Here is a 12,358-nt window from a genome sequence, read left to right on the forward strand (position 1 = left end):
CCTCTTGGAACACATCTCAACCACCACGCTGATCGTCAGTTTGATCGTGATGGTGGTGATTTCTGCTTACTTTTCCGGCTCTGAAACCGGAATGATGACCCTTAACCGCTACCGCCTGCGCCACCTGTCACGGCAGGGGAACCGCGCCGCAAAGCGGGTTGAGAAGCTACTGCAGAAACCCGACCGCCTGATAAGTCTGGTACTTATTGGTAATAACCTCGTCAATATTCTGGCCTCGGCGCTGGGCACTATTGTTGGTATGCGTCTGTATGGCGACGCCGGGGTGGCCATTGCCACCGGTATACTCACCTTTGTGGTGCTGGTGTTTGCCGAAGTGCTGCCAAAGACCATTGCCGCGCTCTACCCGGAAAAGGTCGCCTTCCCCAGCAGCGTTCTGCTGGCGCCGCTGCAAATCATCATGATGCCGCTGGTGTGGTTGCTCAATATGATCACCCGCCTTCTGATGCGTCTGGTGGGTATCAGGGCCGATGGCGCCGTTAGCGCCGCCCTGAGCAAAGATGAACTACGTACCATCGTTAACGAGTCCCACTCCCAGATTTCGCGCCGCAATCAGGATATGCTGCTGTCGGTGCTCGACCTTGAGAAAGTGACCGTCGACGACATTATGGTGCCGCGCAATGAGATTGTCGGTATCGACATCAACGACGACTGGAAGTCCATTCAGCGCCAGCTCACCCATTCACCCCACGGGCGTATCGTGCTCTACCGCGAGTCGCTGGACGATTCCATCAGCATGCTGCGGGTGCGTGAAGCCTGGCGGCTGATGACCGAGAAAAAAGAGTTCACCAAAGAGAGTGTCCTGCGCGCCGCCGATGAGATCTACTACATCCCCGAAGGCACGCCCTTGAATGTGCAACTGGTGAAATTCCAGCGTAACAAGAAGAAGGTCGGCCTGGTGGTGGACGAATATGGCGATATTCAGGGGCTGGTCTCGGTAGAGGATATTCTGGAAGAGATCGTCGGCGACTTTACCACTTCGATGTCCCCGACCCTTGCCGAAGAGGTCCGCCCGCAGAATGACGGCTCGGTACTGATTGAAGGCAGCGCCAACGTGCGTGACCTGAATAAGGCCTTTAACTGGAAGATGCCGGAAGACGAAGCCCGCACCATCAACGGCATGATTCTGGAAGCTCTGGAAGAGATTCCGGCGCCGGGCACCCGGGTACGCATCGAACAATATGATATCGACATCCTGGACGTTCAGGACAATATGATTAAGCAGGTGAGAGTGATGCCGGTGAAGCCGCTACGCGAAAGCGTGGAGGGATAATCGATACCGCCCTCTCCCGGAGAGAGGGCGGCACTCTTCGGGCTATCAGGCCTTCGCCTTCGCCACGGAAACCATCGCGGCGCGGATGGTACGGCCATTCAGGGTGTAACCCTTCTGCATCACCATCAGCACGTGGTTCGGTTGAACCTCTTCGGATTCCACCATCGCGATCGCCTGGTGAACATCCGGGTTGAAGGGAACCTGGGTATCTCCCACCACTTCAACACCAAACTTACGGACCACGTCGAGCATCGATTTACGGGTCAGCTCGATCCCTTCAATCATCGCGGCCATATCGCCATTCTCTTTGTCGGCCACTTCCAGGGCGCGATCCAGGCTGTCGAGCACCGGCAGCAGTTCGTTAACGAACTTCTCCAGCGCGAACTTGTGCGCTTTTTCCACATCCTGTTCGGTACGGCGACGCAGGTTTTCCATCTCTGCCCTGGTGCGCAGTTGAATATCGCGCTCCTGCTGCTGAGCCGCGGCTAACTGCGCTTCCAGATTAGCGATACGTTCGTCGCGCGGATCCACCTGTTCAGCACCTTCAGTCACTTCCACCTCTTCATGCTGCTGTTCCGTGGTGTTCTCTTCAGAGACTTGCTCGTCTGGTCGATTCTGTTCTTTACTACTCATGAAATTCTCCGCGTTTCTTTAGCATTCATCTGGCTGGTTCGCTTATTATGGGGATCAGTTTCCCGGTTTCAAGGGACGCTGGCAGATTGTGGAACGCACGCCTTGTTTAAGGACCTGACTGGAAAATGAATAAACATTTCAACTGCATCGGTATTGTCGGGCATCCACGCCACCCCACCGCGCTGACCACCCACGAAATGCTCTGGCGCTGGCTGCACGAAGCGGGCTATGACGTCATTGTCGAACAGCAGATCGCCCAGGAGCTTCAGCTCACTCAGGTACGCACCGGCACCCTGGCGGAAATTGGCCAGCAGGCGGATCTCGCCGTGGTGGTCGGTGGCGACGGTAATATGCTCGGCGCCGCACGGGTGCTGGCGCGCTACGATATTAAAGTGATCGGCATCAACCGCGGTAATCTGGGTTTTCTGACCGACCTCGATCCTGACAACGCCCAGCAGCAGCTTGCCGACGTCCTTGAGGGGCACTATATCACCGAACAGCGCTTTTTGCTGGAAGCCCAGGTATGCCGCCGCGATCGCCAGAGCCGCCTGAGCACCGCCATCAATGAAGTGGTGCTGCACCCCGGCAAGGTGGCGCATATGATCGAATTTGAAGTCTATATCGACGAGAAATTCGCTTTTTCCCAGCGTTCAGACGGGCTGATTATCTCTACCCCAACGGGGTCCACCGCCTATTCGCTTTCTGCCGGCGGCCCCATTCTGACGCCTTCGCTAAACGCCATTACCCTGGTGCCGATGTTCCCCCATACCCTGTCGGCGCGCCCGCTGGTCATTGACAGTTGCAGCACCATCCGACTGCGTTTTTCCCATATGCGCAGCGACCTGGAAATTAGCTGCGACAGCCAGATCGCCCTGCCTATTCAGGAAGGCGAAGATGTGGTGATCCGCCGCTGCGACTATCACCTGAACCTGATCCACCCCAAAGATTACAGCTATTTCAATACATTAAGCTCAAAGCTGGGCTGGTCAAAAAAATTATTCTGAAATTCACTCAGCCACTTTACTGTATAAAAAACCAGGCTATACTGTGCAAAAACACAGCCCTGATATTTATACAGGAGAGTGGCTATGCTGGCACAACTCACCATCAGCAACTTCGCTATCGTTCGCGACCTTGAGGTAGATTTTCAGCGTGGTATGACCGCCATCACCGGCGAGACCGGCGCGGGGAAATCCATTGCTATCGACGCACTGACCCTGTGCCTGGGCGGCCGTGCCGATGCCGAAATGGTACGCCCCGGCGCCGCTCGTGCCGACCTGTGCGCCCGTTTTTCACTTAAGGATACGCCCGCCGCCCGCCGCTGGCTGGAGCAGAACGACCTGGAAGATGGCAGCGAGTGCCTGCTGCGTCGGGTGATCAACGCCGATGGTCGCTCCCGGGGCTTTATTAACGGCACCGCCGTCCCTCTCTCTCAGCTACGCGACCTGGGCCAGCGGCTGATCCAGATCCACGGTCAACACGCCCATCAGCAGCTTCTGCGCCCGGAACATCAGAAACACCTGCTGGACGGTTACGCGGGGGAAGCGGCGTTACAACAGGAGATGGCCGAACGCTACCGCGCCTGGCATCGTAGCTGCCGGGAACTGGCCAGCTTCCAGCAGCAGTCACAGGAGCGCGCCGCGCGCGCCGAACTACTCCACTACCAGCTTAAAGAGCTTAATGAGTTCGCCCCTCAGGCCGGCGAGTTCGAAACTATCGACGAAGAGTACCGTCGCCTGGCGAACAGCGGTCAGTTGCTCTCTACCGGTCAACAGGCGCTAACGCTGCTGGCCGACGGAGAAGATCAGACGCTCAGCAGCCAGCTCTATAGCGCCCGCCAGCTGGTCACTGAACTGGCAGGCATGGACGATAAGCTTTCCGGAGTGCTGGAAATGCTGGAAGAGGCCGCCATCCAGATCGACGAAGCCAGCGACGAGCTGCGCCACTACTGCGATCGCATGGACCTGGATCCCAACCGCCTGTTTGAGCTGGAACAGCGTATCTCACGTCAGATAGCCCTGGCGCGCAAGCATCAGATTGCGCCGGAAGCGCTGCCGGAACTACACCAGCAACTGCTGGAAGAACAGCGCCTGCTGGACGAACAGGGCGAAGGTCAGGAGGCGCTGGCCCTGGCGGTGGAACAGAACCATCGCCAGGCGCTGGAAACCGCGCAACGCCTGCACCAGAGCCGTAGCGCCAGCGCCCGCGAGTTGGAACGACTCATCGCCGACAGCATGCAGGCGCTGGCCATGCCCCATGGCCGCCTGACCATTGCGGTAGAGTTCAGCGAAAACCAGCTGACGGCGGAAGGGGCGGATCGCGTGGAGTTCCACGTGTGTACGAACCCGGGCCAGCCCTTGCAGCCGCTGGCCAAAGTCGCCTCCGGCGGCGAACTGTCGCGTATCGCGCTGGCAATCCAGGTGATTACCGCCCGCAAGATGGAAACACCGGCGCTGATTTTCGACGAAGTGGATGTGGGTATCAGCGGCCCCACTGCCGCGGTCGTAGGTCAGATGCTGCGCCAGTTGGGCGACTCCACCCAGGTGATGTGCGTTACCCACCTGCCCCAGGTGGCTGGCTGCGGGCACCACCACTTCTTTGTCAGCAAAGAGACCGACGGCGAAGTGACAGAAACCCGCATGCAGCCGCTGGATAAGCGAGCCAGACTACGCGAACTGGCACGCCTGCTGGGCGGCAGCGAAGTCACCCGCAACACCCTGGCCAACGCCAAAGATCTACTGGCCGCCTGACAGCCCAGGGACAGCGCCGCAGCCGGATTTCGGGTGCGGCGCCGGGTAAAACAGTGAATAACGCAGGAATTCGCAACAGAATAAAACGAGCTACTGACCGGGTCATGAAAATCAGCGAGGCGGCGTAAAACGCGGCACTCAGGCAAAAACAGCGTAAAAACAGTCACCCTGCCGCCAACTTTTTTCACCGCTGGCGGTCTCAGTGAAGCGCCTTTAAGGTTTTAAACTGCGTAAAGGTTTATTATCATCGGCGTATTACGTATGAGCCACGCGCCGTTCGGGCCCGAAAAGGAATCAAATCACTATGCGCTGTAAAACGCTGACTGCCGCCGCAGCGGTTCTTCTGATGTTAACCGCCGGCTGTTCCACTCTGGAGCGAGTGGTTTATCGCCCTGACATCAGCCAGGGTAACTATCTGGCTCCTGGCGACGTTTCAAAAATCCGCGTCGGTATGACGCAGCAGCAGGTTGCCTATGCGCTGGGTACGCCGATGATGACCGATCCCTTCGGCAGCAACACCTGGTATTACATCTTCCGCCAACAGCCGGGCCACGAGAAAGTCACCCAGCAGACCCTGACGCTGACCTTCGACAGCAACGGCGTACTGACCAATATCGACAACAAGCCCGCGCTGCAGAAGTAAACCGGCGGACCGGCATAAAAAAAGCTCCCAAGGGGAGCTTTTTTTATGCGCTAAATCGCTACGACTTATTCTTGCCTGCGGCACGCTGACGGCGCAGCTCTTTCGGATCGGCAATCAGCGGGCGATAGATTTCCACCCGGTCGCCATCGTGCACCTCATCGCCCGCTTTTGCCGGACGGCTGTAGATACCCAGCTTATTTTTTTGCAGACTGATATCCGGGCGCAGCTCCAGCAGACCGGAAGCCACAATGGCCTGCTCCAGGGTCGCCCCCTGGGGTAGCGTCACCCGCCGCAGATACTGATGTTCCGGCAGCGCATAAACCACCTCGACCTGGATTTCAGGCGACACTGTACACCTCTTTGGCCCGGCTCGTGAACGCCTGCACCATATTGCCCGCCAGCTCTTTAAAGATGCGGCCAAACGCCAGCTCGATCAGCTTATTGGTAAATTCGAAATCCAGCTGGAATTCGATACGACAGGCATCCGGCGCCAGCGGCGTAAACTTCCAGCCGCCCATCAGCTTCTTAAAGGGGCCATCCACCAGATGCATCAGGATACTCTGGTTGCTGGTCAGCGTATTGCGGGTGGTAAAAGTCTTGCTGATCCCGGCTTTCGCCACCTCCACCGCCGCCGTCATCTGGCCGGGAGTGGATTCCAGCACCCGGCTACCCACGCAGCCCGGCAGGAAGTCGGGATAGGACTTTACATCATTGACTAACTGATACATCTGCTCAGCGCTATAAGGCACCAGCGCAGTGCGACTGATCTGCGGCATACCATTTCCTGTGTCTCATACAACCCACAGATAATAACATTTCTGGCCTGGCAAAGAAAAATTACGCAGCAAGACATGCTAACATAGTCTGTCCCCCACGGGATGGGGGTGCGTTTTACCATCGGATTACCTATACTGAGCGGCACTATGACGAAGAAAAAAGCACACAAACCTGGCTCAGCCACCATTGCGCTTAATAAGCGCGCCCGCCATGAATACTTTATCGAAGATGAATACGAAGCGGGCCTGGCCCTTCAGGGCTGGGAAGTTAAGTCGCTGCGCGCCGGTAAGGCCAATATTGGCGATAGCTATGTGATCCTGAGAGATGGCGAAGCCTACCTGTTCGGCGCTAACTTTACGCCGCTGAGCGTTGCCTCTACCCACGTAGTCTGCGACCCGATCCGCACCCGTAAGCTGCTGCTGAATCAGCGCGAGCTGGACACCCTGTACGGACGCATTAACCGCGAAGGTTATACCATAGTGGCGCTGTCGCTGTACTGGAAGAACGCCTGGTGCAAGGTGAAAATTGGCGTGGCGAAAGGTAAGAAGCAGCACGACAAACGTAACGATGTGAAAGATCGTGAATGGCAGGTCGATAAAGCGCGGATCATGAAAAACGCCGGTCGCTAAACCAACTCCCCTCCCGTGCTGTCGCCACGGCGGCAGCCATTTTCCCTCTATCCCCCTGACTTTTCTTAGTAAATGGCCATAGCCAGAGTATTGACTCACGCCTGAATTCGAATAATTATGCGTTAAAAATAAAAACTCATTCACCAATACTTTGGGACAGACCATGAAAAACGCTAAAGGACTTTGCCACGCGCTGCCGCTGCTGGCGCTCTTTACGCTGGCCGGCTGCCAGCAGACCACCACACCGGTATCGGCTCATCAGACCGCACCAGACCATCACGCGGCCCTGTCGCGCAGCGCCGAACAACCCGGACACGCCTGGCTTGAGATCTCGCGCGGCAAGCTGACCAGCAATATCCACCAGGTTCAGCAGCTACTGGGCGGGAAATCCACGCTGTGCGCCATTCTGAAAGGCGACGCCTACGGCCACGACCTGTCGCTGGTCACGCCGGTCATGATGGAAAATAACGTTCAGTGCATTGGCATTGCCAGCAACGCCGAAGTGAAAACGGTGCGTGACCTGGGCTTTAAAGGTCGGCTGATGCGGGTGCGTAGCGCCTCGCCCCAGGAGATGGCGAAAGTGATCGACTATAACGTCGAGGAGTTAATCGGTAACCCGCAGGTTGCCAGCGAGCTGAACGCACTGGCAAAGCAGCGCGGTAAAACTCTGCCCATCCACCTGGGACTGAACTCTGGCGGTATGTCGCGTAACGGTCTGGATGTCAGTACCTCACAGGGCATTGCCACGGCCAGCCAGATAGCCCACCTTAGCAACCTGAAGGTGGTGGGGATTATGACCCACTACCCAATGGAGGATGAAGCCGAAATCCGCGCCGGGCTGAAGCTGTTTAACCAGCAGGCGGCTGCCGTTATCGCCGCCGCCGGGCTGAAGCGCAGCGATATTACGCTGCATACCGCCAACACCTGGGCCACGCTGCGGGTACCGGAATCGCGCCTGGACCTGGTGCGGGTCGGCGGCATCTTCTATGGCGATACCACCGCCACCCATAGCTATCAGCGAGTGATGACCTATAAATCCAACGTCGCTGCCGTTAACGCCTATAAAAAAGGATCCACCGTCGGCTATGACCGCACTTACACGTTAAAGCGCGACTCGTTGCTGGCTAACATTCCGGTGGGCTATGCCGACGGCTACCTGCGCGACTTCAGCAACAAGGGCCACGTACTGATTGGCGGCCAGCGCTACCCGGCCGTGGGCAAAACCTCGATGAACACCATTATGGTAGATGTTACCGGCACATCGGGTATCGCCCCAGGCGCCGAAGTGGTGCTGTTCGGCAAACAGGGCAATGCCGAAGTGACCGGTGAAGAGGTGGAAGAGATTACCGATGTGCTGTTCACCCAAACCTCTATCCTGTGGGGCGCCACCGTTCCCCGGGTGCTGGTAGACTAAATCACGCGGCGGCCCGCAAGCGCAGGATGCCTGAATTGTCGCCACTCTCGTTAGCGACGGTTCTCCCGTGATAAATTTGTGATATACTCGATTCACTCTTTGGGGCTGATTCTGGATTCGACGGGATTCGCGAAACCCAAGGTGCATGCCGAGGTGCGGTAGGCCTCGCTAAAAAACCGCAAAAAAATAGTCGCAAACGACGAAAACTACGCTTTAGCAGCTTAATAACCTGCTCAGAGCCCTCTCTCCCTAGCCTCCGCTCTTAGGACGGGGATCAAGAGAGGTCAAACCCAAAAGAGATCGCGTGGATGCCTTGCCTGGGGTTGAAGCGTTAAATCTAATCAGGCTAGTTTGTTAGTGGCGTGTCCGTCCGCAGCTGGCAGGTGAATGTAAAGACTGGACTAAGCATGTAGTACCGAGGATGTAGGAATTTCGGACGCGGGTTCAACTCCCGCCAGCTCCACCACTTTTGACAGGACTGCAACCGGACAGCGGCAAGAAAAACAGCCACTTACGGACACTGACCAGACAGCAGGCAGACCGAAAAAAGACAAAAATATGCACGTGAAATGCACGTGCACTTTGACAGAACCTCAGACTTAACGGTCTGGGGTTTTTCTTTATGCTTGCCCGGCAGTCCACTTCCGTTTTTTACTGGACATAATCACAGTTAATTTTATACTGTTTATGTATACAGTGAATTAACGAGGTAGCTATGTTTGTTGAGCTGATCTACGACAAAAGAAACGTTAACGGCCTGACCGGCGCCCGGGAGATCATTCTATCTGAACTGACAAAACGCGTTCACAGGATCTTTCCCGATGCCGTCGTGAAGGTTAAGCCTATGGAGTCGAGCAGCCTGAACACCGACGCGCCCAAGCACGAAAAAGAGAAGCTGCTGCGGCTGTTGGAAGAGATGTTTGAAGAAGCAGATATGTGGATGGTCGCCGATGAAGTCTGACATGCATATACCAGACCGGTAGCGATTTTCTTAAACCCTAACAACCTGATTTAAAAGGTTATTACCATAAAAATAGCGCAATAAAACAGCCAAAACAGAGGAAAAAAATATGCTTAAAGATCAATGCATAACAAATAGTTTTGCAGAACGCTTTTGGATATCTATGGGCTGCTCTGCCCCCCCTACCTCCATCACGCTACCGGAATATGTCTGCAAATGCTGGTTAGTAACATACCGGATGCATCAACCACCTTATCCATGGTAAATCAATGGTTGATATAACGCTTCACACATGTAGTATTTACTTGCGGTGGGCCCAGTAGCTCAGGTCTGCTGCCGGTGGATGCACCAAGCCCGCCACCTCAATCTGATGTTTTTATTATCCTCCCGGTCCACGCCGGGATTTTTTTACTCGCCATCCGGTCACTCAATGTTGCCAAAATGTTTTATGTGCACTATAAACATTGTGATGGGTTCTGCGCCTCCCATGTGCCTCACCCCCTGGCAGGCTCCATCAACATAACCGTCAAAGCAAATACGATATGGCTTTATGCCCGGCATTATGTCGGGCTCTTTTTTGCACTGTTATCCATACATGCCTAACGCCAGAAACCTGAGGAAAACTCAGACTATTAATTCCTGAACACCAGCCGTTTTCCCATAATTACTCCATGGTTGACCAAATGTTACATGCATGTAGAATCATCTAATGGCGTGCTTGGTCGGAGGTCCCCTTCGATTACTGACACAGGAGTGCACAGGCCGCCGGTTCAACCTGATGTATTTTAGATTCTTTTCCCGGCGGTTCCGTCGGGTTCTTTTTTTATGCTGATTTTACGTTACGCAGAACCTCCGTACTCAACCTGGCCATATGCCCCCTACACTCTCGTGTTGTACGCCGATATTTAGCCTACCGCCCTGTGTTTATCATAGCCATCTGTTACCCCCTATTATTCCTTTAGCATTTCTTATGTTGTGATACCATGCATAATTCATGGATATTTACTCAAGGAGAAATAGCATGCCAATACCGGCTTATATGTGGCTCAAGGACGATGGAGGCGCAGACATTAAAGGGTCTGTAGACGTTCAAGATCGTGAAGGAAGTATTGAGGTTGTGGGATTCAGCCACGGGCTAAATCTCCCTGTAGACAGCAACACAGGGAAAATCACAGGCACTCGTAGCCACTCACCGGTGATAATTGAAAAGGAGTTTGACTCGTCCAGCCCGTATCTCTATAAGGCAGTAGCTAAAGGCCAGACGCTGAAAAGCGCCGAAATAAAATGGTATCGCATCAATCATGCGGGCCAGGAAGAGGCCTATTTTGTCATGCTGTTTGAAGGCGTGAAGATCACCGGCGTTAACCCAGGCATGCCGAACGCTAAACTATCCGGCAACTCTCAGATCAACCACATGGAATCCGTCTCTATGATGTACGAACGAGTCACGTGGCGTTATGTGGACGGAAATGTTCAGTATACCGATGACTGGAATATGAGGTCATAACAGGCAGGTGCGCCATACCTGCGCACCTTACTTTTTGAAGTAGCGAATTCCTTTCATTACGAGCATGTATGCAATCGTGGTTAATATGATTATAATCACGATATCAATCAGAGAATATACAGCCTCTACATTCTCCTGCCCACCCTCACCAAAAAGCTGATAAGACAAGCGGATCGCAGAATCCACGCTAACTAACGAGTAGATATCAAAACTTCTGCCAATCGCAATTGACAGCACGATAAAGAAGATAATTTTTAATATCCTACGGACAAGTACTACCATTTGCGATCACCTCTATGCTTCCATACGCCATCAGGCTTCTCATACACGGCACTCTGATTTTCTGCGTTCTCAATAGCGCATTTCTAATCGTTTGAAAGTCAGAACTGTGGGCCAGGGTAATACACCCCAGCGAAAGTTGGCCGGGATGAAGACGAAAAGCGCCGCGTCTCACACTTTCAAACCACGTAGTATCATCGATCGTATGGTCATCACGATAAAGAGCGAACCAGCTTGAATGATCCGTAGGCACACCATCCCAATACGTGCGCTCCACGTCTATAGCCCATGATCGTAACCTGTTTTTCCAGTCCCCCTCAGGGCGATCTACAATCCAGTATTTCCCGCGAGGAATAGGGCCATTATTAGGAATGATTCCACACCCGCCACGGTTGCGGTATACCCCATTACCAGAAAATGCCATAAATGTTCCTACTCCGTAGATCATCAGTGGCGAGTAGTCTGCATCGTTAATGATAAACTTTCCCTGCAATGCCATTACGAATAGCTCCATCGTTTATGATTTCTAAACTATACAGGGTCAAAACAGCCGAGTACACCCCGGCCGATTATGGTCACTCAGGTCGTTCGGGCCACTAATGCTCCGGGCTATTCCATCTCCGCCGTCCGGAATCCCCGTCATGATAAATATCCCCGATCCGGACATATGCATCTTTAAGTAAGTCAGCTTTTACGTTCTATCGGAACATGCCTTTAAATGCTGCTCAGCGACACACAAAGCACGTCGGCAACCAGCTGCCGTCTCCTGATTTGCGAGTCGAATTCCAAACCGGAACAGCACATCTTTACCGGCTCGAGCCATGCCGGTAAGCTGGCCGGGCATAAATCTTTCATTTCGATTTCGGCGCGTTGTGAGCTGTGCGTCGCTTTTTTCTTCTTCCTGTCGTTGATAAATAGCACCAAAGGGGCTATCATTTATCGCATGAGGTAGCGGAAAGGCCGCAGCCCGAACCCGAAAGGAAGAACGATGAGCACCAACGAAATGACCCAGGCCGAACTAGCAAAAATCAACGCTGAAATCGCTAAGCTGATTGCCGAAACATCAAAACTCAACAGAGAATCAGCATGGTATCCCATCGTGGTAGCCTCCGGCCTGATTGGTGCGGTGGCAACCATCACAACCGTACTGCTCAAATTTATTTAGCGCTAAGCCCCTGCGGGGGCTTTTCCTTTGGTGACATATGCGACTGATTAACGACTACACCCCTCCCTCTCCTGACGATCTGAACCGACTGAAAGAGGTTCTGGGCTACACTGGCGCTCAGATGGCCGATCTGGCTGGCGTAGCCAGTAATAGCCAGTGGCGAAAATACACCGGCGGGGAATCACCGCGAGCGATGTCGCCGCATATTCTGTTCTACATAGCTGCACAACTCGCGCTGACTCCCGACGAATTAGAGCGAGTTCTGTCTAAAATGCGGAACATTGGAGCTATCACTAATCAATAATTTTG

At 54.2% G+C, this 12,358-nt stretch carries 15 protein-coding genes and 1 other RNA gene; 11 read left to right on the forward strand and 5 right to left on the reverse strand.

The genetic code is table 11. From position 1 onward, the window contains the following. The first annotated feature begins 4 nt into the window (after nucleotides 1–4). Entirely contained in the window at nucleotides 5–1,291 is a 1,287-nt protein-coding gene (locus SCU88_RS19385) for a CNNM domain-containing protein (RefSeq protein ID WP_175340877.1), read from the forward strand. 45 nt (nucleotides 1,292–1,336) lie between these two features. On the opposite strand, the gene grpE is transcribed toward SCU88_RS19385, so the two are convergent. Beyond that, complete coding sequence (gene grpE / locus SCU88_RS19390; protein WP_138098990.1) at nucleotides 1,337–1,924, reverse strand: nucleotide exchange factor GrpE; 588 nt, start codon at nucleotides 1,922–1,924, stop codon at nucleotides 1,337–1,339. A gap of 125 nt (nucleotides 1,925–2,049) precedes the next feature. Between grpE and nadK the strand changes: the two genes are divergently transcribed. The 3 genes from nadK to bamE all read left to right on the forward strand — a co-directional run bounded on the left by nadK (nucleotide 2,050) and on the right by bamE (nucleotide 5,317). Further along, entirely contained in the window at nucleotides 2,050–2,928 is an 879-nt protein-coding gene (gene nadK / locus SCU88_RS19395; RefSeq protein WP_175340878.1) for an NAD(+) kinase, read from the forward strand. An 84-nt stretch (nucleotides 2,929–3,012) separates the two neighbouring features. Next, nucleotides 3,013–4,674: a DNA repair protein RecN gene (gene recN, locus SCU88_RS19400; protein ID WP_175340879.1), complete on the forward strand. Its 1,662-nt coding sequence runs from the start codon at nucleotides 3,013–3,015 to the stop codon at nucleotides 4,672–4,674. Between the two features lie 304 nt (nucleotides 4,675–4,978). Further along, nucleotides 4,979–5,317 carry an outer membrane protein assembly factor BamE gene (bamE, locus tag SCU88_RS19405; RefSeq protein WP_138098993.1) on the forward strand — a complete coding sequence of 113 codons (339 nt, stop codon included), beginning with the start codon at nucleotides 4,979–4,981 and terminating at the stop codon, nucleotides 5,315–5,317. 58 nt (nucleotides 5,318–5,375) lie between these two features. Here bamE and SCU88_RS19410 read toward each other — a convergent pair whose 3' ends face one another. Together SCU88_RS19410 and SCU88_RS19415 are read right to left on the reverse strand one after the other, a co-directional pair. Next, complete coding sequence (locus SCU88_RS19410; protein ID WP_138098994.1) at nucleotides 5,376–5,666, reverse strand: RnfH family protein; 291 nt, start codon at nucleotides 5,664–5,666, stop codon at nucleotides 5,376–5,378. Next, nucleotides 5,656–6,093 carry a type II toxin-antitoxin system RatA family toxin gene (locus tag SCU88_RS19415; RefSeq protein ID WP_138098995.1) on the reverse strand — a complete coding sequence of 146 codons (438 nt, stop codon included), beginning with the start codon at nucleotides 6,091–6,093 and terminating at the stop codon, nucleotides 5,656–5,658. The genes SCU88_RS19410 and SCU88_RS19415 overlap by 11 nt, the downstream gene beginning before the upstream one ends. A 147-nt stretch (nucleotides 6,094–6,240) precedes the next feature. On the opposite strand from SCU88_RS19415, the gene smpB reads away from it, so the two are divergent. The 5 genes from smpB to SCU88_RS19440 all read left to right on the forward strand — a co-directional run bounded on the left by smpB (nucleotide 6,241) and on the right by SCU88_RS19440 (nucleotide 10,605). Continuing rightward, the gene (smpB, locus tag SCU88_RS19420) at nucleotides 6,241–6,723 is read left to right on the forward strand and encodes an SsrA-binding protein SmpB (RefSeq protein ID WP_138098996.1); all 483 of its coding nucleotides are present in this window, start codon (nucleotides 6,241–6,243) and stop codon (nucleotides 6,721–6,723) included. 163 nt (nucleotides 6,724–6,886) lie between these two features. Then, the gene (alr, locus tag SCU88_RS19425) at nucleotides 6,887–8,137 is read left to right on the forward strand and encodes an alanine racemase (protein WP_175340880.1); all 1,251 of its coding nucleotides are present in this window, start codon (nucleotides 6,887–6,889) and stop codon (nucleotides 8,135–8,137) included. Between the two features lie 101 nt (nucleotides 8,138–8,238). After that, nucleotides 8,239–8,603, forward strand: a transfer-messenger RNA (tmRNA) gene (ssrA, locus tag SCU88_RS19430). Between the two features lie 249 nt (nucleotides 8,604–8,852). Beyond that, nucleotides 8,853–9,098, forward strand: coding sequence for a DinI-like family protein (locus SCU88_RS19435; RefSeq protein WP_175340881.1), 246 nt, complete (start codon nucleotides 8,853–8,855; stop codon nucleotides 9,096–9,098). A 1,021-nt stretch (nucleotides 9,099–10,119) separates the two neighbouring features. Then, entirely contained in the window at nucleotides 10,120–10,605 is a 486-nt protein-coding gene (locus SCU88_RS19440) for a type VI secretion system tube protein TssD (protein WP_175340882.1), read from the forward strand. A gap of 27 nt (nucleotides 10,606–10,632) precedes the next feature. Here SCU88_RS19440 and SCU88_RS19445 read toward each other — a convergent pair whose 3' ends face one another. Continuing rightward, a complete protein-coding gene (locus SCU88_RS19445) occupies nucleotides 10,633–10,887 on the reverse strand; it encodes a hypothetical protein (protein ID WP_175340883.1) in 255 nt (84 codons plus the stop codon). Continuing rightward, nucleotides 10,868–11,383 carry a tlde1 domain-containing protein gene (locus tag SCU88_RS19450; protein WP_175340884.1) on the reverse strand — a complete coding sequence of 172 codons (516 nt, stop codon included), beginning with the start codon at nucleotides 11,381–11,383 and terminating at the stop codon, nucleotides 10,868–10,870. The genes SCU88_RS19445 and SCU88_RS19450 overlap by 20 nt, the downstream gene beginning before the upstream one ends. Before the next feature lie 489 nt (nucleotides 11,384–11,872). Between SCU88_RS19450 and SCU88_RS19455 the strand changes: the two genes are divergently transcribed. Further along, entirely contained in the window at nucleotides 11,873–12,049 is a 177-nt protein-coding gene (locus tag SCU88_RS19455; RefSeq protein ID WP_175340864.1) for a hypothetical protein, read from the forward strand. A 37-nt stretch (nucleotides 12,050–12,086) separates the two neighbouring features. Next, on the forward strand, nucleotides 12,087–12,353 hold the full coding sequence (locus SCU88_RS19460) for a helix-turn-helix transcriptional regulator (RefSeq protein WP_175340885.1): 267 nt from the start codon (nucleotides 12,087–12,089) through the stop codon (nucleotides 12,351–12,353). Nucleotides 12,354–12,358 lie beyond the last annotated feature (5 nt).

It is taken from the genome of Jejuibacter sp. L23 (assembly GCF_050815825.1).
GTDB lineage: Bacteria > Pseudomonadota > Gammaproteobacteria > Enterobacterales > Enterobacteriaceae > Jejubacter > Jejubacter calystegiae.

Bases quoted from the DNA above. Each gene is read 5' to 3' on its own strand.
- grpE (WP_138098990.1), bottom strand. From the start codon at position 1,924: ATGAGTAGTAAAGAACAGAATCGACCAGACGAGCAAGTCTCTGAAGAG.
- nadK (WP_175340878.1), top strand. From the start codon at position 2,050: ATGAATAAACATTTCAACTGCATCGGTATTGTCGGGCATCCACGCCAC.
- recN (WP_175340879.1), top strand. From the start codon at position 3,013: ATGCTGGCACAACTCACCATCAGCAACTTCGCTATCGTTCGCGACCTT.
- bamE (WP_138098993.1), top strand. From the start codon at position 4,979: ATGCGCTGTAAAACGCTGACTGCCGCCGCAGCGGTTCTTCTGATGTTA.
- SCU88_RS19415 (WP_138098995.1), bottom strand. From the start codon at position 6,093: ATGCCGCAGATCAGTCGCACTGCGCTGGTGCCTTATAGCGCTGAGCAG.
- smpB (WP_138098996.1), top strand. From the start codon at position 6,241: ATGACGAAGAAAAAAGCACACAAACCTGGCTCAGCCACCATTGCGCTT.
- alr (WP_175340880.1), top strand. From the start codon at position 6,887: ATGAAAAACGCTAAAGGACTTTGCCACGCGCTGCCGCTGCTGGCGCTC.
- SCU88_RS19435 (WP_175340881.1), top strand. From the start codon at position 8,853: ATGTTTGTTGAGCTGATCTACGACAAAAGAAACGTTAACGGCCTGACC.
- SCU88_RS19440 (WP_175340882.1), top strand. From the start codon at position 10,120: ATGCCAATACCGGCTTATATGTGGCTCAAGGACGATGGAGGCGCAGAC.
- SCU88_RS19445 (WP_175340883.1), bottom strand. From the start codon at position 10,887: ATGGTAGTACTTGTCCGTAGGATATTAAAAATTATCTTCTTTATCGTG.
- SCU88_RS19450 (WP_175340884.1), bottom strand. From the start codon at position 11,383: ATGGCATTGCAGGGAAAGTTTATCATTAACGATGCAGACTACTCGCCA.
- SCU88_RS19455 (WP_175340864.1), top strand. From the start codon at position 11,873: ATGAGCACCAACGAAATGACCCAGGCCGAACTAGCAAAAATCAACGCT.
- SCU88_RS19460 (WP_175340885.1), top strand. From the start codon at position 12,087: ATGCGACTGATTAACGACTACACCCCTCCCTCTCCTGACGATCTGAAC.